At 66.2% G+C, this 22,504-nt stretch carries 17 protein-coding genes; 8 read left to right on the forward strand and 9 right to left on the reverse strand.

Features of this window, described 5'->3' with window-relative positions; translation table 11 throughout:
• Window positions 1-89: 89 nt before the first annotated feature.
• The gene (locus ACQ5SA_RS05955) at window positions 90-2,216 is read right to left on the reverse strand and encodes a TonB-dependent receptor (protein WP_499313401.1); all 2,127 of its coding nucleotides are present in this window, start codon (window positions 2,214-2,216) and stop codon (window positions 90-92) included.
• A 225-nt stretch (window positions 2,217-2,441) separates the two neighbouring features.
• On the opposite strand from ACQ5SA_RS05955, the gene ACQ5SA_RS05960 reads away from it, so the two are divergent.
• A complete protein-coding gene (locus ACQ5SA_RS05960) occupies window positions 2,442-3,833 on the forward strand; it encodes a class II 3-deoxy-7-phosphoheptulonate synthase (protein WP_499313404.1) in 1,392 nt (463 codons plus the stop codon).
• A 713-nt stretch (window positions 3,834-4,546) separates the two neighbouring features.
• Entirely contained in the window at window positions 4,547-5,686 is a 1,140-nt protein-coding gene (locus ACQ5SA_RS05965) for a mechanosensitive ion channel family protein (RefSeq protein ID WP_499313406.1), read from the forward strand.
• 88 nt (window positions 5,687-5,774) lie between these two features.
• On the opposite strand, the gene ACQ5SA_RS05970 is transcribed toward ACQ5SA_RS05965, so the two are convergent.
• From ACQ5SA_RS05970 to typA, 3 genes are read right to left on the reverse strand one after another with little or no spacing between them, the layout of a single operon-like run.
• Window positions 5,775-7,397, reverse strand: coding sequence for an amidase (locus ACQ5SA_RS05970; protein ID WP_499313410.1), 1,623 nt, complete (start codon window positions 7,395-7,397; stop codon window positions 5,775-5,777).
• Between the two features lie 41 nt (window positions 7,398-7,438).
• Entirely contained in the window at window positions 7,439-7,906 is a 468-nt protein-coding gene (locus tag ACQ5SA_RS05975) for a DUF2127 domain-containing protein (protein WP_025879438.1), read from the reverse strand.
• 10 nt (window positions 7,907-7,916) lie between these two features.
• Complete coding sequence (gene typA / locus ACQ5SA_RS05980) at window positions 7,917-9,764, reverse strand: translational GTPase TypA (RefSeq protein ID WP_108266192.1); 1,848 nt, start codon at window positions 9,762-9,764, stop codon at window positions 7,917-7,919.
• A gap of 240 nt (window positions 9,765-10,004) precedes the next feature.
• On the opposite strand from typA, the gene ACQ5SA_RS05985 reads away from it, so the two are divergent.
• The 6 genes from ACQ5SA_RS05985 to ACQ5SA_RS06010 all read left to right on the forward strand — a co-directional run bounded on the left by ACQ5SA_RS05985 (window position 10,005) and on the right by ACQ5SA_RS06010 (window position 16,689).
• Window positions 10,005-10,496, forward strand: a complete 492-nt coding sequence (locus tag ACQ5SA_RS05985) for a peptidylprolyl isomerase (RefSeq protein ID WP_499313414.1) — start codon at window positions 10,005-10,007, stop codon at window positions 10,494-10,496.
• Between the two features lie 148 nt (window positions 10,497-10,644).
• Entirely contained in the window at window positions 10,645-11,631 is a 987-nt protein-coding gene (locus tag ACQ5SA_RS05990) for a malate dehydrogenase (protein WP_025879435.1), read from the forward strand.
• Window positions 11,632-11,722: 91 nt separating this feature from the next.
• Window positions 11,723-12,337, forward strand: a complete 615-nt coding sequence (locus ACQ5SA_RS05995; protein ID WP_230113308.1) for an RluA family pseudouridine synthase — start codon at window positions 11,723-11,725, stop codon at window positions 12,335-12,337.
• A 656-nt stretch (window positions 12,338-12,993) separates the two neighbouring features.
• Window positions 12,994-14,874: a propionate--CoA ligase gene (prpE, locus tag ACQ5SA_RS06000; protein ID WP_230112728.1), complete on the forward strand. Its 1,881-nt coding sequence runs from the start codon at window positions 12,994-12,996 to the stop codon at window positions 14,872-14,874.
• 222 nt (window positions 14,875-15,096) lie between these two features.
• Window positions 15,097-15,600 carry a hypothetical protein gene (locus tag ACQ5SA_RS06005; protein WP_353101396.1) on the forward strand — a complete coding sequence of 168 codons (504 nt, stop codon included), beginning with the start codon at window positions 15,097-15,099 and terminating at the stop codon, window positions 15,598-15,600.
• A gap of 45 nt (window positions 15,601-15,645) precedes the next feature.
• The gene (locus tag ACQ5SA_RS06010; RefSeq protein ID WP_499313422.1) at window positions 15,646-16,689 is read left to right on the forward strand and encodes a suppressor of fused domain protein; all 1,044 of its coding nucleotides are present in this window, start codon (window positions 15,646-15,648) and stop codon (window positions 16,687-16,689) included.
• Between the two features lie 65 nt (window positions 16,690-16,754).
• On the opposite strand, the gene ACQ5SA_RS06015 is transcribed toward ACQ5SA_RS06010, so the two are convergent.
• From ACQ5SA_RS06015 to ACQ5SA_RS06035, 5 genes are all read right to left on the reverse strand, one after another.
• The gene (locus tag ACQ5SA_RS06015; protein WP_499313426.1) at window positions 16,755-17,366 is read right to left on the reverse strand and encodes a glutathione S-transferase N-terminal domain-containing protein; all 612 of its coding nucleotides are present in this window, start codon (window positions 17,364-17,366) and stop codon (window positions 16,755-16,757) included.
• Between the two features lie 85 nt (window positions 17,367-17,451).
• Complete coding sequence (locus tag ACQ5SA_RS06020) at window positions 17,452-17,910, reverse strand: cell wall hydrolase (RefSeq protein WP_025878087.1); 459 nt, start codon at window positions 17,908-17,910, stop codon at window positions 17,452-17,454.
• 300 nt (window positions 17,911-18,210) lie between these two features.
• Window positions 18,211-20,241, reverse strand: coding sequence for an FAD-dependent oxidoreductase (locus ACQ5SA_RS06025; protein ID WP_499313428.1), 2,031 nt, complete (start codon window positions 20,239-20,241; stop codon window positions 18,211-18,213).
• Window positions 20,242-20,379: 138 nt separating this feature from the next.
• Window positions 20,380-21,009, reverse strand: a complete 630-nt coding sequence (gene yczE / locus ACQ5SA_RS06030) for a membrane protein YczE (protein WP_353101402.1) — start codon at window positions 21,007-21,009, stop codon at window positions 20,380-20,382.
• A 139-nt stretch (window positions 21,010-21,148) separates the two neighbouring features.
• A complete protein-coding gene (locus ACQ5SA_RS06035; RefSeq protein ID WP_353101404.1) occupies window positions 21,149-22,168 on the reverse strand; it encodes a zinc-binding alcohol dehydrogenase family protein in 1,020 nt (339 codons plus the stop codon).
• Between the last annotated feature and the right edge of the window lie 336 nt (window positions 22,169-22,504).

Here is a 22,504-nt window from a genome sequence, read left to right on the forward strand (position 1 = left end):
TCTGCCGCGTTCCGGTAGTGCCGGCCGCTGGCCGGCATCGCACGGGACTGCACCATCCCCGGGGTTGCCGGCCAGCGGCCGGCACTACCTCAGAAATCCTGCTGCAGGCTCAGATAGGCGCCGCGACGCGGCCCCCATTGCGGCGCGAACACGCCGATGCCGCCGCCATCGCGCAGCTGGTAGCTGCGGTCCAGCGTGTTGAGCACGGCCAGCTGCACGTGCAGCGGGTGACCACTGTCGGCGTTGAAGTCATGCGCGGCGCTGAGATTGACCTGCAGATACGACGGCAGCTCGCCGCCATTGGGCACGCCCTCGATGTCCGAACGCAGGCCGCTGCCGTACACGTAGTTCGCGCCCACCCGGTTGTGGCCAGCGAAGGTATAGCTGACGCCGCCGGAAGAAGTCAGCTTCTGGTCGTGGTCCAGGTGGATCCAGTTCTGCTGCACGTAGGCCAATGCATCCGGATCGAGGTTGTACTGGCTGGTGATGACCTGGGTGCCCATCGCCTTGTTGTAGGCCGCGTTGAAGTACGCGCTGATCGGCCCGTTGCTGTAGTCGGCGCTGAACTCCAGGCCGTGGATGTGGCCGCGCCGATAGTTGAAGGTGGAATAGATGTAGGCGGCGCCGAACTGGCCTTCGTCCTGCAGGCGCGAGACGCGGCGGTCGTAGGCATCCAGGCCGAGGGTGAGGTGCTCGCCGACCTGCTGTGAAACGCCGATGTCGTAATAGTCGCTGCGCTCGGACAATGGCGTGTTGCTGCCACCGGCGGGTTGCTGATTGCTGGTGCCGTCGAACAGGGCCAGATCGCTGCCGGCAACCAGTTCGCTGGCGGGCGGGGTGAAATAGCGCGAGTAGCCGGCATGCACCGTGGTGCTGTCGCTGGCATTCCAGACCACGCCCAAGCGCGGGCTGAGCTGGCCCTCGGTGTGGCCGAACGCCTTGAAGCGGTCGCCGCGCAGGCCGTAGTTGACCGTCCAGTCATCGCCTATCCGCCACTCATCCTGCACGTACAGTGCTGCGGTACTGGCGTGGAACGCGTTGCGGTCCGGGATCAGCTGCGGCGTGGTGCTTGTCTGCCGGCCATCGGCATCGACCGGGAATACCCAGCTGCTGTTGTTGGCGGCGGCGTGTTCGTAGTTGCCATACAGGCCATAACGCAGGGTGTGGTTGTCGCCCAGCGGCGTGGAGAAATCGGCCTGCAGGGTGTTGGCGCGGTTGCTGCGTTGGACCTGCGAGGCGACGCCGCTGAACACCAGGTCGCCGACGATGTCCGGGTTGAAGGCCACGTCGCTGTAGCGCTGGCCGGCCGACAGCTGGTACGCGGTCTGGCCCAGTGTTCCCTGCAGCACCAGCATGCCGAAGCGGGTGGTCTCGCGTTGGGTTTCGTCCAGCTGGCTGGAATCGAAGGTGGTGGTGTCCAGGTAACCGAACTGCGGGGTCTGCCCCGGGTTGACCGGAATCTGGAAGCGGTTGTTGGCGAAGCCGGCGAACACGCTCAGGCGGGTGCTGTCGTTGACCAGATAGGTCAGGTCGGCAAAGGCCTTTCCCTGGTGGGTATCGTCATGCAGCGGCTTGCGTGCGCTGGTGGGGTTTTCCAGCCCGACCTCGTTCTGATCGTAGTTGCCGGTCAGGAACCAGCTCCAGCGGCCCTGGTTGCCCCACCAGGAGGCATTCGGGTTGACCTTGCCGAACGAGCCGGCGGTGATGCCGGCGCTGCCGCCGTTGCCCAGCTCGGCGCCACTGCGGGTCGTGATATCCACCACCGCGGCGGTGCGCTCACCAAACTGGGCCGGCAGGGCACCGTCCATCAGGCGGATGCTCTTGATCGTGCGCGCATCCAGGGTCTGGCCGAAGCCGGAGATCGATTCGGGCAGCAGCACGCCGTTGATGCGGTACTGCAGGTTGGCGTGGTCGCCGCGCACGTGCACGCCGCCGTAGGAGTCCTGGACCACGCCCGGGGCCTGCAGCAGCACCTGGCTGAGCGGGGCGGAGGCGCCCAGGGGCTGCTTCTGGATGTCCTCGGCGGTGATCTGGTACTGGCTGCTGCCGATGTCCGGGGACAGGGCGTTGCGGGCCTGGTCGAGCTGGGCACTGACGGTGACCACGTCGAGGTCCTTGACCGCAGCCGCGCTGGCATCAGCGTCGGCGGCAAGCACAGGTTGGCTGGCCAGGATCAGGGCGAAGGTGATGGCGGTGGTGAGCAGGGAGGGCTTCATGGGAAATGGGCAGGGAAGGGGAAAGGGGGGCCGGTCCATGAGGGAGTGTTACTCCGTAACAACTGCGTGCCGATCATGCGCCTGTCCCGCAACGGCGACCATGCCGTTTCTGGCCGATCACACCGCCCCTTTCCGCACCGTTCAGGCAGACGTGGCGGTGCCTGGCCCTTTGCGCCAGCGGCTGGCTCTGCGACCATGACCGCCCCCCACCCCCGGATGTCCGTGATGAGCCTGTCCGCCGTTCCGCCCGCCCCCGATCCTGCCGCTTTCGCCGCTGGCGCTGCGTGGTCACCGGAGAGCTGGCGGGGCAAGACCGCGCTGCAGATGCCGACCTATCCCGATCCGGTGGCACTGGATGCCGCCCTGCACGAGTTGAAGCGCCTGCCGCCACTGGTTACATCGTGGGAGATCCTGGCGCTGAAGCAGCAGCTGGCCGATGCCCAGGAAGGCAGGCGTTTCCTGCTGCAGGGCGGTGACTGCGCGGAGAATTTCAGCGACTGCGAATCGGGCACGATTTCCAACCGGTTGAAGGTGCTGCTGCAGATGAGCCTGGTGCTGGTGCACGGCCTGCGTCAGCCGGTGATCCGCGTCGGCCGTTTCGCCGGGCAGTACGCCAAGCCGCGTTCGGCCGATACCGAGACCCGCGATGGCGTGACCCTGCCCAGCTACCGCGGCGATGTCATCAATGCGCCGGCCTTCACCGAGGCGGCGCGGCTGCCCGATCCGAAGCGGATGCTGCAGGCCCACGCGCATTCGGCGATGACGATGAACTTCGTGCGTGCGCTGATCGATGGCGGCTTCGCCGACCTGCACCATCCCGAATACTGGAATCTGGAATGGGTAAGCCACTCGCCGTTGGCCGCTGAGTACCAGAAGATGGTCGCCTCGATCGGCGATGCCGTGCACTTCATGGAGACCCTGGCCGGGGCCCGCGTGCACAACCTCAACCGCATCGATTTCTACACCTCGCATGAAGCGCTGCTGCTGCCCTACGAGCAGGCGCTGACCCGGCAGGTGCCGCGCCAGCAGGGCTGGTTGAACCTGAGCACGCACTATCCGTGGATCGGCATGCGTACCGCCGCGCTGGATGGCGCACACGTGGAGTACCTGCGTGGCGTGCGCAATCCGATCGCGATCAAGGTCGGCCCGTCGGTAACGCCCGACCAGTTGCTGCGCCTGATCGATGTGCTCAATCCAGATGACGAGCCGGGCCGCCTGAGCTTCATCCATCGCATGGGCGCGGCGCAGATCGCGCAGAAGCTGCCGCTGCTGCTGGATGCGGTCAAACGCGATGGTCGCCGCGTGCTGTGGGTGTGCGATGCGATGCATGGCAATACCGAGAGCACTGCCAACGGCTTCAAGACGCGGCGCTTCGACAACGTGCGTGGTGAGGTCGAGATGTCGTTCGACCTGCACGCGGCCGCAGGCACCCGCCTGGGTGGCGTGCATCTGGAACTGACCGGTGAGGATGTGACCGAATGCACCGGCGGTGCGCGCGAGCTGACCGAGCGTGATCTGGAGCGTGCCTATCGTTCGACTGTCGATCCGCGATTGAACTACGAGCAGTCGCTGGAGATTGCGATGGCGATCGTGCGCAAGCAGGAGCAGGTGCGCTGAGGGTTGGCTTCTGCAGGGCTGCGCCCTGCACCTGCCGAATCAACAGCAACAGCAACAGCGGGATTCCGTGGTTGGCGGGGCGGTGTCGGAGTGCGGGGACGCCGCAAGTACGTCCCTGTAGGCTTGGCAGCCGCATCCATGCGGCTGACACCCCGCACTCCGACACCGCCCCACCTTCGACAGTTTCCTGATGTCTGGTAGATCCACGCCATGCGTGGATGAATCTCCATCGGAATCGAATATTTCGACAATTGATCGAAGAGCATCCACGCATGGTGTGGATCTACGTGTCGACCAAGGTCGACACCCACCAAGAGCAGGCCATGACATTCCGACAGATGGCGGGAATCTGTCGAAGGCGGGGTGGGTCCGGTTGCGGGGGTGTAAGCGCCATGGATGGCGCGCCCAAGCCTCCAGGGGTGAGGGCGCTTTGCTTGCGAAGCACTGCTTCGCAAGCGCCCGAACGCACAGCCGCCAGCGGCTGGGCCGGTCTGGGGATTCACGGCGTCCCCCCGCAACCGGACCCACCCTGCCATCCCACGGAATGCCGGCTTTTGCCGTTGCTGTTGCCGTTGCCGTTGCTCCGGCCTCTGCGGGTGCAGGGCGCAGCCCTGCCGAACACCCCCGCCTACATTCTGCTTACGAACGGCTGACATCGCGCTCATGGTGCATGCGCCACGCTGGCTCCTCGATATAGACAGCGAGGATGCACAGTGGTCTGGCAACACCTGCAGCAGTATCTGTGGCCGATCGGAACCGCCCTGGTGGTCGGAGGCCTGGGTGCTTGGGCCGTACTGGCGCTGTACCGCCGCCTGCGCGGGCGTGATCGGCGCCGTGCGCGCATCGGCCGGGTGATCGGTCCGCCGTTGGCGCTGGCGCTGCCCTTGCTGCTGCTGGTGCCGGCGCTGCAGGCCACGCCGTTGCCGGAACATACGCTCGATCAGTTGCTGCGCGTGCTGCACATCGGCTTGACCGCCTGCTTCATCTGGTTGCTGGTGCGCGGTGTTGCTGCGGGCGAGCGCGCGATCCTGCGCAGCCATCCCATCGATGTCTCGGACAACCTCGAAGCGCGCCGCATCCAGACCCAGACGCGGGTGCTCAGTCGCGTGCTGATGGGCGGCATCATCGTGCTCGGTGCTTCGCTGGTGCTGCTGACCTTCCCGATGGTGCAGAAGATCGGCACCGCACTGCTGGCTTCTGCGGGCCTGATCGGCTTGGTGGCGGGTATCGCCGCCAAACCGGTGTTCGGCAACCTGATCGCCGGCGTGCAGATCGCGGTGACACAGCCGATCCGGCTCGATGACGTAGTGATCGTCGAGGGCGAGTGGGGGCGTGTCGAGGAAATCGGCAGCAGCTATGTGGTGGTGCGGATCTGGGATGAGCGGCGGATGGTGGTGCCGCTGACATGGTTCATCGAGCATCCCTTCCAGAACTGGACGCGACGCAGTGCCGACCTGCTGGGTACGGCCTTCCTGTGGCTGGACTACCGTGCGCCGATCGCGGCGATACGTGCCGAGCTGGAACGCATCTGCCAGGGCCAGCCGCTGTGGGATGGACGGGTGTGCGTGACGCAGGTGACCGAGACCAGCGAGCGCGCGATCCAGGTGCGGCTGCTGGTCAGTGCGCGCAGTTCCGGTGATGCGTTCGACCTGCGCTGCCTGGTGCGCGAACGCATGCTGGATTTCCTCGCACGCGAGCATCCGCAATCGCTGCCGCAGGTACGCGCGCGCCTGCAGCGGGACGATGAGCTGGATATGCCGCGGATGCGGCGTGCAGGCAGCGCGGATGTGCGCTCGCCGGGTGCGGAGGATGGGGAGGCGGCCATCGCGCCGGTGGAGCCGTCGGATCGGTAGTGCCGGCCGCTGGCCGGCAACTCGACCCTTCTGAAACTGCCGGCCAGCGGCCGGCACTACCGGATGTAAGGGCCGGCACTACCGGATGTCAGGGATCGCCGGATTCGATCAAGGTATCGGTATCGAAGTGCGGTGGACGCCGGGCGCGCGTGCGCTGCTCATACGCGTAGGCCATCTCGATCAACTTCGGTTCGCTCCAGGCCGTGCCCATGAACAGCAGCCCTGCCGGCAAGCCATCGATCTGGCCCATCGGCACGCTCAGGCTGGGGTAGCCGGCGACGGCGGCGACACTGTAGCTCTCGCCGGGGAAGTCATCGCCTGTGCTGCGCAGGGGCCAGGCCACGCCGGTCGTCGGTGCGACCAGCGCATCCAGCTTCTGCGATGCCAACACGGCGTCGATGCCTTCCGGGCCCGCCAGCCGCCGCGCATCGCTGCGCGCGCGGATGTACACGGGATCACCCAGGCCAGGGGTCGCCTCGGCCTCCTGCAGCAGCTCCTGGCCGAACAGGCCCAGTTCCTGGCCCTTGTGTGCCTCGTTGAAGGCGATCAGCCCGGCCAGGCTGCGCAATGGCGCCTGGTAGGTGCTGAGGTAGCGCTCCAGTCCCGCCTTGAATTCGTAAAGCAGGACGATGCGCTCGGCATCGGCCCAGGCGCCCTGGTTGGGCAGTTCCACCGGCACCACCACGGCGCCGGCGCGGCGCAGCTCGGCGACCGCCTGCTCAACCAGCGGTGGCATCCCGCGATACTTCAGCAATGGTGTCTGCAGCAGGCCGATGCGCTTGCCACGCAGGCCCTGCGGATCCAGTCGTGCGGTGTAGTCGTAGACCGCGCGGCCGGGCATGGTCGCGGTCGCGGGATCGGCATCATCGCGGCCGGCGATGGCGGTCAGCACGGCGGCGGCGTCGGCGACGCTGCGGGTCATCGGGCCCGCAGTGTCCTGGCTGAAGGAGATCGGGATGATGCCTTCGCGGCTGACCAGGCCGACGGTCGGTTTCAGGCCGACCACGCCGTTGACCGCCGCGGGGCAGACGATGCTGCCATCGGTTTCAGTGCCGATCGCCACGCTGGCCAGGTTGGCGGCCACGGCCACCGCGCTGCCGCTGCTGGAGCCGCAGGGCGAATGACTGAGGCGGTAGGGATTGCGGGTCTGGCCACCGCGCGCGCTCCAGCCGGAGATGGAGTCGTTGCCACGGAAGTTGGCCCACTCGCTGAGGTTGGTCTTGCCCAGCACCACCGCGCCCGCTTCACGCAGGCGGCGGACCAGGTAGGCATCGTCGGGGCGGAAGCCCTGCAGGGCGAGGGAGCCGGCGCTGGTGGCCATTGGCGCGGTGTTGATGTTGTCCTTCAGCAGGATCGGGATGCCATGCAGCGGTCCGCGCAGGCGGCCGGCACGGCGCTCGCGATCACGCTCGGCAGCTTCCTTCAGGGCATCGGGGTTGAGCTCGATCACCGCGCGCAGGCGCGGTCCGGCGCGGTCCAGTGTGGCGATGCGCTTGAGGTAGGCGTGAGTGAGGGTGGTGCTGTCCAGTTCGCCGGCGACCATGCGTGCCTGCAGGTCGGAGACCTCGGTCTCGGCGTAAGCGAAAGGCACGTTGCTGCTACCCGGTTCGGCAGCGTGGGCGCTGGACGTGGCCGGGCTGCAGCCAGCAGCAAACACCGCAGGCAGTGCGGCGATCAGACAGGACAGGAGGGGCGGCAAGGACAGGCGCATGGGGCAGCTTCGACGGCTCCGATCCCCAGTGTAGCGGCTGCTCAGCGGCGGCGCTTGCGCAGGTCGCGCGCCAGCACGTAGACGACGATCAGGTTGATCGCCAGCACCGTCCACGAGGCCCAGCCGGGATGGCGGACGATCGCGTAGATATCGAAGGGCAGGTAGATGGAGGCGGTCAGGCAGCCCAGCCAGGAGGCCCATGCCTTGGCTTTCCACAGACCCCAGGCTTCGACCAGGTGCAGCAGGCCGTAGCCGATCATCGCCGCCGCGGCCAGGTGCACCGCGTCGGGACTGATTGCATTCAACAGCGAGGGCAGGGTGCCGTGATCCGGGTCCAGGCTGAAACGCCGGATCAGGGCATTGACGCCGTCGCGAAGCGGCTGCGGACCGAGGATTTCCAGTCCGGTAGCCGCCAACAACGCCAGCATCGCCTTGCTCGCTTCGAGCAAGGCGATGACGTGGAGGCCCGGATGCCGATGCGGATCCGGGTTGTAGCCGTTCTGGCTCACAGTTGCTGGATCAGCCGCCGCGCGACGACTTCTTGCGGTCGCTTTCGGTCAGACCCTTCTTGCGCAGACGGATTTCCTTCGGGGTGATCTCGACCAGCTCGTCGTCTTCGATGAAGTCCAGCGCCTGTTCCAACGAGTACTTGATCGCCGGGGTCAGCTGGATCGCATCGTCCTTGCCCGAAGCGCGCATGTTGGTCAGCGGCTTGGTCTTGATCGCGTTGACGGTCAGATCGTTGTCCTTGGAGTGGATACCGATCAGCTGGCCTTCGTACACGTTGTCGCCTTCAGCAGCGAACAGCTTGCCGCGTTCCTGCAGCGGGCCAAGCGAGTACGCCGGGGTGGCACCCGGAGCATTGGCGATCATCACGCCGTTCTGGCGCTTGGCGATGGCGCCCTGTTCCTTCGGGCCGTAATGGTCGAACACATGGAACAGCAGGCCCGAACCCTGGGTGAGGGTCTTGAACTCGTTCTGGAAACCGATCAGGCCACGGGCCGGGATCTGGTATTCCAGGCGCACACGGCCCTTGCCGTCCGATTCCATGTTCTTCAGCTGGCCCTTGCGGGAGCCCAGCTTTTCCATCACGCCGCCCTGGTGCACTTCTTCAATGTCCACCACCAGCTGTTCGATCGGCTCCATGGCCTGGCCGTCGATCTGCTTGATGATCACTTCCGGGCGCGACACGGCCAGCTCGTAGCCTTCGCGACGCATGTTCTCGATCAGCACCGACAGGTGCAGTTCGCCACGGCCGGAGACCAGGAACTTGTCGGCGTCTTCCAGCTGTTCCACCTTCAGGGCCACGTTGTGGACCTGTTCGCGGTCCAGGCGGTCCTTGATCTGGCGGCTGGTCAGGAACTTGCCACCGGACAGGTCCTTGTTGCCGGCGAACGGCGAGTTGTTGACCTGGAAGGTCATCGAGATCGTCGGTTCATCGACGGTCAGCGCCGGCAGTGCTTCCGGGGTGTCCGGGTGGCACAGGGTGTCGGAAATGGTCAGCTCGGCAATGCCGGAGATGGCGACGATGTCGCCGGCCTCGGCGGTGTCCTGCTCGATGCGCTCCAGGCCCAGGAAGCCCAGCACCTGTGCGACCTTGCCGTTGCGCTTCTTGCCTTCACGGTCGATCACCGCGACCTGCATGCCCTTCTTCAGGGTGCCGCGCTGGATGCGGCCGATGCCGATCACGCCCACGAAGTTGTTGTAGTCCAGCTGGCTGATGCGCATCTGGAACGGACCTTCCGGGTCCACTTCCGGCCGCGGCGCGTGCTGCATGATCGCTTCGTACAGCGCGGTCATGTCACCGTCGCGCACGCTGTCTTCCAGGCCGGCGTAGCCGTTCAGGGCCGAGGCGTAGACGATCGGGAAGTCGAGCTGTTCATTGGTGGCGCCGAGCTTGTCGAACAGGTCGAAGACCTGGTCGATCACCCACTCCGGACGCGAGCCCGGACGGTCGACCTTGTTGACCACCACGATCGGCTTGAAGCCCATCGCGAAGGCCTTCTGGGTGACGAAGCGGGTCTGCGGCATCGGGCCGTCCATCGCGTCGACCAGGATCAGCACGGTGTCGACCATCGACAGCACGCGCTCGACCTCGCCGCCGAAGTCGGCGTGTCCCGGGGTGTCGACGATGTTGATCCGGTTCTTGATACCGGTCTTCTTGTCTTCCCACGTGATGGCCGTGTTCTTGGCCAGGATGGTGATGCCGCGTTCCTTTTCCTGGTCGTTGCTGTCCATCACGCGCTCGGCGAGGACGGTACGCTCGGACAGGGTGCCGGACTGCTTCAGCAGCTGGTCGACCAGGGTGGTCTTGCCATGGTCGACGTGAGCGACGATGGCGATGTTGCGAAGATTTTCGATGGACATACGAAAGGGGGCCAGTCGGCGCCGGATTTGGAAAAAGAAGTCCAACATTATACGTCGAACTTGACGATTGGCGAAAACCTGGATTTCAGACCCGCTGAGGCCCCCATTCAGACTGCCGCCCCGGCGCTGCCCGTCCGCAGGCTGAAGACCCTGCCTGCGCCCATGGTCGAAGCTGCCCGGGCCACGGGGGAGGTGTATCCTTATGGGGCTGATTACACACCCCGCATCCCAAGGATCTGCATGTCCCTCATCGCCACTTTCGACACCACCCAGGGCCCGATCAAGGTCGAGCTGTTCGCCGACAAGGCGCCGCTGACGGTCGCCAACTTCGTGAACCTGGTCAAGCGCGGCTTCTATGATGGCCTGATCTTCCACCGCGTGATCCCTGATTTCATGATCCAGGGCGGCTGCCCGCAGGGTCGTGGCACCGGCGGCCCGGGCTACAAGTTCGAAGACGAGAAGAATGGTGTGAAGCACCAGATCGGCTCGCTGTCGATGGCCAACGCCGGCCCGAACACCAATGGCAGCCAGTTCTTCATCACCCACATCAAGACCGATTGGCTGGACGGCAAGCACACCGTGTTCGGCCAGGTGCTGGAAGGCCAGGTGATCGTTGATTCGGTCAAGCAGGGCGACGTAATCCATTCGATCACCCTGGAAGGCGACACCGACGCTCTGCTCGCCGCCCAGGCTGAGCGCGTGGGTGAGTGGAACAAGCTCATTCCCGCCTGATCCAATACCCGGACGGCCCCCTGCGAAGGGGGCCGTTTCCATGTTGCGGCCGCCCCGCCAGGCCCATCCCCGCCCGTGCGGCCATCTCCCCCATCGCTACTTAGCCGGCCAGCGGCCGGCACTACGCTTCTTAGCAGAGGAAATCCCCATGAAAGCACCTGTTCGTGTTGCCGTGACCGGCGCCGCCGGCCAGATCGGCTACGCCCTGCTGTTCCGTATCGCCTCCGGTGAAATGCTGGGCAAGGACCAGCCGGTCATCCTGCAGCTGCTGGAGCTGCCGGTCGACAAGGCCCAGGCCGCCCTGAAGGGCGTGATGATGGAGCTGGAAGACTGCGCGTTCCCGCTGCTGGCCGGCATGGTCGGCACCGACGACGCCGAAGTCGCCTTCAAGGACGCCGACATCGCCCTGCTGGTCGGCGCACGTCCGCGCGGCCCGGGCATGGAGCGCAAGGATCTGCTGCTGGAAAACGCGAAGATCTTCACCGCCCAGGGCGCCGCACTGAACAAGGTCGCCAAGCGTGACGTGAAGGTGCTGGTGGTCGGCAACCCGGCCAACACCAATGCCTACATCGCCATGAAGTCGGCGCCGGACCTGAACCCGCGCAACTTCACCGCCATGCTGCGCCTGGACCACAACCGTGCGCTGAGCCAGCTGTCGACCAAGCTCGGCAAGCCGGTCGCCGGCATGGAGAAGCTGGTGGTGTGGGGCAACCACAGCCCGACCATGTACCCGGACTACCGTTTCGCCACCGCCGATGGTGCGTCGATCGCCGATGCGATCAACGACCAGGAGTGGAACGCCAACACCTTCATCCCGACCGTCGGCAAGCGCGGCGCGGCGATCATCGAAGCCCGTGGCTCGTCCTCGGCTGCTTCGGCCGCCAACGCAGCGATCGACCACGTGCGTGACTGGGTGCTGGGCAGCAACGGCAAGTGGGTCACCATGGGCGTGCCGTCCGACGGTTCCTACGGCATTCCGGAAGGCGTGATCTTCGGCTTCGCGGTCACCACCGAGAACGGCGAGTACACCCTGGTCAAGGATCTGCCGGTCGACGACTTCAGCCAGAAGTACATCGACAAGACCCTGGCCGAGCTGGAAGAAGAGCGCGCCGGCGTCGCCCACCTGCTGGGTTGATGCGGCCGGTACCGGTGTTGACCGGTTCGTTGTTGCAGAAAACGGGGAAGCTTCGGCTTCCCCGTTTTCATATGGAGTCGCGCAGCATCACATGATCCATCTGCATTACATCGACGACGCGCTGCTGGTGGCTGAGAAGCCAGCCGGCCTGCTGTCGGTGCCTGGCCGCAGCGCCGAGAACCAGGACTGCGTGGTCGCGCGCCTGCAGGCGCTGTATGCCGACGCGCTGACCGTGCATCGCCTGGACCAGGTCACCTCCGGCCTGCTGCTGCACGCGCGCGGCAAGGACATGCAGGTGGCGCTGTCGATGCAGTTCGAGAAGCGCCAGGTGGGCAAGTTTTATGAAGCCATCGTGCACGGCCTGCTTGAAGGAGATGCGGGCGAAGTGGATCTACCGCTGATCGTCGATTGGCCGAACCGCCCGAAGCAGATGGTCGACCACGAACGCGGCAAGCCGGCACTGACCCGGTGGCGCGTGCTGTCGCGTGACATCGCGGCGCAACGCACGCGCGTTGAACTGGAGCCGATCACGGGCCGCAGCCATCAATTGCGCCTGCACATGGCCAGCCTCGGCCATCCCATCGTCGGCGACGTGCTATATGGCGCAGAAGCAGCGCAGCGCGTGCACCTGCATGCGCGGAAGCTGCAGTTCACCCATCCGGTGACAGGCGAGGCGCTCGCGTTCGAGTCTGCCACTCCGTTCTAGAGAGCAGGTGTATCGGCAGGGCTGCGCCCTGCACCTGCCGAATCAACGGCAACGGCAACGGCAACAGCCAAGGCGGCTCTGGTTTTCTGCTTGTTGGGCGGGGCGGTGTGGGTTGGCAGGACACGCCGTAAACCCATCCATGGGGGCTCGATGGCGCCATCCATGGCGCCAACGGTCCTGCCAACCCACACCGCCCCGCCTTCGATAGATCTCCGGTGACGGATGGTCCATCCACGCTTTGCGTGGATCAAATCCATCGGAATCGAATATTTCGACAATTCATCGAAAAGCACCCACGCATGGCGTGGATCTACGTGTCGACCAAAGTCGACAGCTACCAACAGCAGCCCAACAGCAGCGGGAAATTGTCGGAGGCGGGGAGGGGGCAGATGGCGGGGGCGTGAGCGCCATGGATGGCGCGACCGAGCTTACATGGACGTACTTGCAGCGACCCCCGCCATCTGCCCCCTCCCCGCCAAACCCGGAATCTGCCGTTGCTGTTGCTTCGGCTGTTGCTGTTGCCGTTGCCGTTGCTCCGGCCTCTGCGGGTGCAGGGCGCAGCCCTGCCGGCAACACACCCCCTACCAAGGTAGGGCGGCCCGCGCGCCAGCGCCGGACTATGCTCGAACCATGACTTTGTCTGGGAGGGCTGCGTCATGAACTACGAGGAAACCTACCGCCGTTCGATCGATGAGCCGGAGGCATTCTGGGGCGAGGAAGCCAAGCGCATCCATTGGCACAAGCCGCCGCAACAGGTGCTCGACTACAGCAACCCGCCGTTCCGGCGCTGGTTCGTCGGTGGCGAAACCAATCTCTGCTACAACGCCGTCGACCGGCATCTGGCCGACCGCCCGGACCAGCTCGCGCTGGTCGCCATCTCCACCGAAACCAACAGCACCCGCGAAGTCACCTATCGCCAGCTGTATCGCGAAGTGAACGACTTCGCCGCCGTGCTGAAACATCTCGGTGTCGGCCACGGGGATCGTGTGGTGATCTACATGCCGAACATGGCCGAGGCCGTGTTCGCCATGCTTGCCTGTGCACGTATCGGTGCGGTGCACTCCGTGGTGTTCGGTGGCTTCGCCGCGCACAATCTCGCACTGCGCATCGACGATGCCAAGCCGAAGCTGCTGATCGCCGCCGACGCCGGCATGCGCGGTGGCAAGCTCATTCCGTACAAGGCTATGGTCGATGCCGCCTGCGCTGAGGCCAGCAATCCGCCGCCGCACGTGTTGATCGTTTCGCGCGGGCTGGACCCGGCCGAGCCACGCATCGAAGGGCGTGACGTCGAGTACGCCAGCCTGCGTGCGCAGATCGGCGAAACCGATGTGCCGGTGCAATGGCTGGAATCGAGCGAACCCAGCTACCTGCTGTACACCTCCGGCACCACCGGCAAGCCGAAGGGCGTGCAGCGTGATGTCGGTGGCTATGCGGTGGCGATGGCGCAGTCGATGCAGACCGTGTTCGACTGCAAGCCCGGACAGGTGATGTTCTCCACCTCCGACGTCGGCTGGGCCGTGGGCCATTCCTACAACGTGTATGGCCCGCTGATCGGCGGCTGCACCTCGCTGCTGTACGAAGGGCTGCCGACCAACCCTGACCCAGGCATCTGGTGGGCGCTGTGCGAGCAGTACAACGTGCGCACGATGTTCTCCTCGCCGACGGCGATCCGTGTGCTGAAGAAGCACGATGCCGATTTCATCCACCGGCACGACCTGGATGCGCTGAAGTACCTGTTCCTGGCCGGCGAGCCGCTGGACGAACCGACCGCGCACTGGATCAGCGACGCGCTGGGCAAGCCGATCATCGACAACTACTGGCAGACCGAAACCGGTTGGCCGGCATTGACCCTGCTGCCCGGGCTGGACATGAAACCGGTGCGCTTCGGCTCACCGGGTTTCCCCAATCTCGGCTACCGCATGAAGGTGATCGACGAGAACACCGGTGAAGAAGTGGCTGCGGGGCAGAAGGGTGTGCTGGTGATGACGCCGCCGTTGCCGCCGGGCTGCATGAGCACGGTCTGGAATGACGACAGCCGCTTCCTGCAGAGCTACTTCAGCCACTTCAAGGAACTGCTGTACAGCTCGCTGGACTGGGCCATCCGCGATGACGATGGCTATACCTTCATCCTGGGCCGCACCGACGATGTGATCAACGTGGCCGGCCACCGCCTGGGCACGCGTGAGATCGAAGAGGCCATCTCCAGCCACCCGCGCGTGGCCGAGGCCGCAGTGATCGGGGTGAAGGACGAGTTGAAGGGGCAGGTGCCGCTGGTGTTCGTCACGCTCAAGCAGGGCCTTGATGGCGAAGATCCGGCTGCGGTGGTGGCAGAGATGATGGCCACGGTGACCGCGTCGCTGGGAGCGGTGGCGCGGCCGGCGCATGTGCACGTGGTCAACGCCCTGCCAAAGACCCGTTCGGGCAAGTTGCTGCGGCGTTCGCTGCAGGCTTTGGCCGAGCAGCGCGATCCCGGCGATCTGTCGACGCTGGACGACCCGGGCGCGCTGGAAGAGATCCGCCGCGCGCTGGGGCGCTGATCAGGTAGTGCCGGCCGCTGGCCGGCAACCTCGGGATTGGCGGGGCTGCCGGCCAGCGGCCGGCCCCCCCCCTCGGGCGAAGGACATGCGCTAAGCTCCGGCTGTCATCGACCTGCAACACGCGGCGCGCGCCGGGGAACGCGCGTGCCACCCGGCGATGGCGAACAGGGGGGCGTGCCCGCAAGGGCACGCATGCGTATCGCATCGAGGGAAGGGGGAGCTATGGCACTGCTGCATGCCAAGACGGCCGCTGGCCGCCAGGAGATCGAAGACCGTGCCCGGCGCCTGCCGGCGGCGCTGCGTTCGATCCTGTTGATGGTTGACGGCCAGCGCGATGAAAGCGAACTGCGCGGCTTGTTCGAGGGACTGCGCGCACCGCAGGATGCGCTGGAACAATTGGCCGCACTGGGCCTGATCGAAGTGGTCGGCGGCAGGGCTGAACCTGCCCCGCAGCGCGGACTCTGCAGCGGCCGCGAGCAGGATCCGGCGCTGTACCAGCAGTTGTACGACGCGATGAGCGATGCCGTGCGCCGCCATCTCGGGCTGAAAGGCTACTTCATGCAGTTGAAGATCGAGCGTTGCACTGACGCGGTCACCCTGGAGCGGTTGTGCCCGGAAATGATCACCGCGATCGGCAAGGCGCGCAGCCCGGCGCTGGCACAGCGCTGGTGGCAGGAGGTCCAGGTGTCGCTGACGCCGGTTGCGGCCGAGGTCGTGCCGGGCTGACGTGCGGGGTAAAGTGGTCCGCTCTTTTTCCGCCCAGGAGCCCCCGTGCAGGAAGACACCGATACCCCCGGTTGGGATGCGATCAATGCCGCGCTGGCGCCGCTGTACGCCGGCCAGGAACCGCGTCACTTCGGTACCGCGCTGCCGTACACGCTGGGTGGCCAGGATCCGCTCGACGGCATCAGCGTGTACTGGGCGGAAGCACCGGTTCCGCATTGGCACTACGTCACCTACGGTCTCTCCGAACTGTATGCAAAGGAGAGCAGTGATGTGGCGACCAGTGGCTATGGTTTCGAGCTGACGTTCCGTCTGGCTGCGGACAAGGATGAGCGTGCGGACAGCGCGCCACCGGCGTGGCCGATGAACCTGCTGCAGAATCTGGCGCGCTATGTGTTCAGCAGCGGCAATGTGTTCGAGGATGGGCACCACCTCAACGCCAACGGCCCGATCGCGCTGGAGACCGACACCCGTCTTTGCCATCTGGCGTTCGTCGCCGATCCACAGTTGCCCGCGCGCGATACCGCCAATGGACAGCTGCAGTTCCTGCAGGTGGTCGGTCTGACCGATGAGGAAATGGACGCGATCAAGCGCTGGTCCACGCGCGGTGTTCTGCAGGTGCTGGAGCCGGCGATGCCGCTGTGGATCACCGACCTGCATCGCGGCAACCTGCTGGACGATCCGGCGCTGGCCGCGCAGGTGCACGCTGGCAGCGAGCGTGAGGGATCCAGTACGGGCATGTTGTTCATCGAAACGCTGGACTGGCGGCAGACGGCGGGCATTACCACGCTGGTGCTGGGGGCAGGGCAGGTCGGCAGCGTGGGTGAACTGCTGCCACTGCGCCTGCGCCACGGCAAGTCACTGACGCTGGTCAGCCGCGAACGGCAATGGGAGTTCATGCCTGCCACCGATGGCGCCGCCACGGTCGAGGGCGACAACGTGCGCTGGGTGATGGATGACGCGGCGTTGCAGGCTTGGCATCAGGTGCGGCCGGAACGCGGGACCTACACGGTGTCGAGTACGTTGCAGGTTGAAGTGGTGCCGACGTTCCTGCGCGATGCGAAGGGCGAAGTGATCCGCGAAATCGGCTGACCGCGCCGATGGTAACGGTGGGGTCAGAGCCGCCTGCTGCGCAGACGGATCCGACCCCGGTTCCATCAGGCCAGGCCTTCGGCCTTCAGCGCCGCCTGCACGCCCGCATCGGCGTCCATGCGCGCCTTGTAGGCGGCCAGGTTGTCCAAGCCCGACAGGTCGACCTTGGTGCCAGCCGCCCAGCGCAGGGTGATGTAGAAGTAGGGATCGGCGAAGCTGCGGAAACCGGCCAGCCACGGCTTGTCGGCCAGCTGCTTGTCGGCGGTCTCGAACAGCGCGCGCAGGCGCTTGTGTGCAGCGGCGCGGATCGCGTCGTACTGCCCTTCATCGGCGATGAACTTGCCCGGCGAGAACAGCGGCGAGAACGCCGGGTGCACGTCGGAGTTGACGAAGGCCAGCCAGCGGGTGGCTTCAGCGCGCTGATGCGGGCTGCCATCGCCACCGAGACCGGCCTGCGGATAGGTGTCGGCGATGTAGCCCATGATCGCTGCGTTCTGCAGCAGCACGAAGTCGCCATCGACGACCGCCGGCACGGCGCCGGCCGGATTGATCTTGAGGAATTCCGGACCCTTCAGGGTGTCCTTGTTCAGCAGTTCGACTTCGAACGGCTGGCCGGTCCACTGCAGGGCGATGTGGTCGGCGGTGGAACAGGCACCGGGCTTGCTGTACAGCTTCATGGGAACTCCAGGCGGGTGTAGCGGGAAACCCCCACTATCCCAGAGCCCACCGGCGCGCGGCAACGCTGCCGCCGGCAACGGATCGTTACGATTGCCGGGGTTTGAGGTTCTGCACCTTGTAGAAGGTGTGATCGCCGATGGTGGCCACCTGGTAGGCGTTGCGCCAGTTCGGGCTGGCAATGGCCAGCGCAGCGAAGTGGCTGGCACCGGGCACGATCTCGCGGCGCTCACCGGCCGGCAGCGCCCAGTTGCGCTCGGCGTCGAAGGCTACGTCCATCGCCTCACTCCAGGCCGCATCGTTGCCCAGCTGGGTGCCGGGGGAGACGATGGTGGGGGCGAACTGCTTGCGCGCGGTCACCACCTGGCACATCGAATCGCCCCATAGGCCACTGTCGAGGCGACGCAGGGCGACCTCGGCCACGGCCTGCTGGCCACGCAGGGTCTGGTCGCGGGCTTCCAGGTAAACGGTGGTGCTCAAACACAATGAATCAGCGGCCGGCTGCGGCAACAACTGCGACAGCCAGAGAATCCAGGCCAGTTTCATATAACTCCTTGCTCCGTGTGGGACGCACCTTGCGGTTCCGGCAGCGCGGGCTGCTGGGAGGCGGGGTACGACTTAGCGTCATGGGGAGGCGGCCATCGGGGCTGCCCCGTGGGCGGCCCCAAGAACACGATCGTGGATCGATCGGCGGGGTCCGCACCGGCTCACCGGAAACTGGCTGGTGAGCGGAAAGATGGCGCAAGGTAGGGGGGCATTGCCGAACGCATCCTGAATTGTCCGGCTTGACATTCAGCTTGGGGGCCGGTGACGGAAATCACATTGCGGCCCCCATTCAGGTTTTCATCAGAGCGCGGCGGCGACCCGGCTGCCCTGATCGATGGCACGTTTTGCATCGAGTTCGGCGGCCACATCGGCACCGCCGATCAGCTGTGCGGTGATGCCGGCTGCCTGCAGTTCGGCCTGCAGCGCGCGCTGCGGTTCCTGCCCGGCACAGATCACCACGTGGTCGACCGGCAGCAGCTGCTCGCTGCCCTCGACGCGGATGCGCAGGCCCGCATCGTCCACGCCCAGGTACTCGACACCACCCAGCATGCGCACGCCCTTGGCTTTCAGCGTGGCGCGGTGGATCCAGCCGGTGGTCTTGCCCAGGCGCGCACCGGGCTTGCCGGCGCTGCGCTGCAGCAGCCACAGCTTGCGGGGAGATGCCTCCACGGCCGGCCGTGCCAGTGCGCCGCGGGCCTCGAAGGTGGCATCCACGCCCCATTCGGCCATCCAGCGCTGCGGGTCCAGCGACGGCGAAAGGCCGTCATGGGCGAGAAACTCGCCGACATCGAAGCCGATGCCGCCGGCGCCGATGATGGCGGCGCTGGCACCGACCTCGACCCGGCCCAGCAGCACGTCCAGGTAGTTGACCACCCTGGCGTGGTCGGCACCGGGGAAGTCGACCTTGCGCGGCATGATGCCGGTGGCCAGTACGACCTCGTCGAAGCCGGCCAGGCTGGCAGCGTCCGCACGGGTGCCCAGGCGCAGCTGCACGCCGGTCTCGGCCAGCTTGTGGCGGAAGTAGCGCAGGGTCTCGTGGAACTCTTCCTTGCCGGGAATGCGCTTGGCCACGTTGAACTGGCCACCGATCTCCTCGCTGGCGTCGAACAGGGTGACCTGGTGGCCGCGTTCGGCAGCGACCGTGGCGCAGGCCAGGCCGGCCGGACCGGCGCCGACCACGGCGATCCGCTTCGGTGCGGTGGTCGGGGTATAGACCAGCTCGGTTTCGTGGGCAGCGCGCGGGTTGACCAGGCAACTGGCCAGCTTGTTTTCGAACACGTGGTCCAGGCAGGCCTGGTTGCAGGCGATGCAGGTGTTGATGGCCTCGGCACGGCCGGCGCGGGCCTTGTTCGGCCACTGCGGATCGGCCAGCAGCGGGCGCGCCAGCGACACCATGTCGGCACCGCCATCGGCGAGGATGCGCTCGGCGACATCGGGCATGTTGATGCGGTTGGTCGCCACCAGCGGCAACGTCACGTGCGGCTTGAGCTTGGCGGTGACTGCGGCGAACGCACCGCGCGGTACCGACGTGGCAATGGTCGGAATGCGCGCTTCATGCCAGCCGATGCCGGAATTGAGGATCGTCGCGCCGGCTGCCTCGATAGCCTGGGCCTGCTGCACGATCTCTTCCCAGTTGCTGCCATCTTCGACCAGGTCGACCAGCGACAGGCGATAGATGATGATGAAATCCGGACCGCACGCCTCGCGGATGCGACGCACGATCTCCACCGCGAAGCGCATGCGCTGTGCGGCATCACCGCCCCAGCGGTCATTGCGCTTGTTGGTGCGCGGGGCGATGAACTCGTTGATGAGGTAGCCCTCCGAGCCCATCACTTCCACGCCGTCGTAGCCGGCCTCGCGGGCCAGCTTCGCGCTGCGTGCGTAGTCGGCGATGTGCCGCTCGACGCCGCTGGCCGACAAGGCGCGCGGGGTGAACGGATTGATCGGCGCCTTCAGCTTCGATGGCGCCACCGACAGCGGGTGATAGGCATAGCGCCCGGCATGCAGCAGCTGCAGGCAGATCTTCGCGCCGTGCTGGTGCGCGGCGGCGGTCAGCTGCCGATGCGGGCGCACTTCCCAAGGCCAGGACAGCTTGCCGCCGAACGGCTTGAGCCAGCCCACCACGTTCGGCGCGAAGCCGCCGGTGACGATCAGGCCGACGCCGCCTTCGGCGCGCTCTGCGAAGTAGGCGGCCAGGCGCGGGAAGTCGCGTGCGCGATCTTCCAGGCCGGTGTGCATCGAGCCCATCAGCACCCGGTTGCGCAGCTGGGTGAAGCCCAGGTCCAGCGGGGCGAACAGGTGGGGGTAGGCGCTTTCGTTGGCTGGCGACATGTCGATACGCTTGCGTACGGAAGCGCGAAGGGTGCCGCGAAACGGCGGCCGGGGCAAGGGCTGTTTGGTCGCGCCTGCGGCGCTGCCCCCGAACTCCGGGGGCGGTAGTGCCGGCCGCTGGCCGGCAACCACGGTAGGTCAAGGCGTCTGCGGTTGCCGGCCAGCGTCCGGCACTACCGGTGCGCGGCCGATCCCGAACCAGCCGAGGGTGACCCCGCACAGCGGCCCGATCAGCAACGCGAAGGCGAGCGTGCCTACGCCGACATCGCCGCCCAGCCACCAGCCCAGCAGCAGCACGCTGCCTTCAATCAGGCTACGCACCTTCCAGATCGGCCAGCCGGTGCGCGCGTGCAGCCCGGTCATCAGGCCATCGCGCGGACCAGGGCCCAGCTTTGCGCCGATGTACAGGCCGGTGGCCAGCGCCACCAGCAGCATGCCGGCGCAGAACATCGCCACCTGCCAGCCCAGGCCGACGGCCGGGGGCAGCAGCCACAGCCCGAACTGGGCCGAAGGACCGATCAGCATCACGTTGAGCACGGTGCCGACGCCGGGCTTCTGTCGCAGCGGCCACCACAACAGCAGTACCAGCGCGCCGATCACGTTGGTGGCCAGGCCGAACGACAACGGGGTCTGTGCAGCGATGCCCTGCGACAGCACATCCCACGGCGCGACACCGATCGCGGCGCGGATCATCAGCGAGGCGCCGAAGCCGTAGAGGAACAGGCCGATGATCAGTTGCAGCAGGCGCAGGGGCAGGGCGGTGGGCATGACAGGCTCAGGGCAGGGGAATCTGTTGCCACCCTATGCCTGAAACGGGTCATTCAATAGATACAGATGCCAGCCAATCCACTGCCACAGGCCGCGCCGGGCACGGCGTCGAGCCGTGCCCGGTGCGCGTAATGGTGAATCAGTCGTCCCAGCCGGCCAGCGCCAGCTTGCCGATGGTGCGGCCGCCGGCCAGACGCTGGTGGGCGGCGTCCAGGTTGGCCGCATTGATCGGCCCCAGCACTTCGCTCAGCGTGCCGCGCAACTGGCCCGCATCGATCATGCTGGCGGCGCGGTTGAGAATGCGGTGCTGCTCGATGCGGTCGGCGGTGGCAAAGCGCGCGCGGGCGAACATGAATTCCCAATGGATGCCGATGCACTTGGCCTTGTAGGGATCGCCGATGCGCAGCGGGCCGCGCGGTTCGACGATCAGGCCGACATGTCCCTGCGGCGCCAGCAGCTGCCCCAGTTCGTCCCAGTAGTGGTCGGTATCGGCCAGGTTCAGTGCCACCTGCACATCGTCGATGCCAAGCGCCTGCAGCTGCGGTAGCAGGGGCTGGCGATGGTCGATGACATGCTGGGCGCCCATCCGCCGGCACCAGTCGATCGAGGCTTCACGCGAGGCGGTGGCGATGACCTCGAATCCCGCGTGGTGGGCCAGCTGGATCGCCATTGAGCCGACGCCGCCGGCACCACCGATCACCAGCAGGCGCTGGCCGGCGTGGCGGCGGTCATCAAGCAGCAGGGGCATGCGCTGGAACAGCAGTTCCCAGGCGGTCAGGGTGGTCAGCGGCAGCGCGGCCGCTTCGGCGAAGTCGAGGGTGGTCGGTTTGCGCGCCACCAGTCGCTCATCCACCAGCTGATACTGCGCGTTGCAGCCGGGTCGGGTGACGTCTCCGGCGTAGTAGACCTCGTCCCCGGAGGCGAACAGGTTGGCCTCCTCGCCCATGGCTTCAACGACACCTGCCGCGTCCCAGCCGAGAATGCGCGGGTTATCCAGCGACGCGGCTGACGTACCTGCACGCAGCTTCCCATCCACGGGATTGACGGAAACTGCTTCGACACGGATCAGAAGGTCACGGCCGCGCGGTGGCGGCGGCGGTGGCAGCACCAGATCGCGCAGGGCAGGGGCGGATTCACGGCACAGGGCGACGGCTTTCATTGCGGCTCCAGCTCGGTTCCTGTCTGCATCATAAGGTTCCTCACCTCGATGGGCGCGCGCTGAACCGCTTTCCGATAAACCAGAGCCAAAACTGTCGCATCTGGCCCTTAAACCCTTCCAAACCCTTGTGGTGTGTGGGTCTTGCGGATTTTCATCATCCTGTATAGGGTTTCAACGTCGGGCCGGTAGCCGGTCGTGCACGACGCTTCACATGTTACGGGACTGTTAACATGACCTTCACCCGCCTGAGCATAATGTTCGCGGCGGTGGCGTGCTGAATCGGCTGTCTGAACATCGACGCAGTAGTGCTGGCCCATGCCTCTACCGGTTTCATAC

Origin of the sequence: Stenotrophomonas indicatrix (assembly GCF_050573115.1) — a bacterium.
Lineage (GTDB): Bacteria > Pseudomonadota > Gammaproteobacteria > Xanthomonadales > Xanthomonadaceae > Stenotrophomonas > Stenotrophomonas lactitubi_A.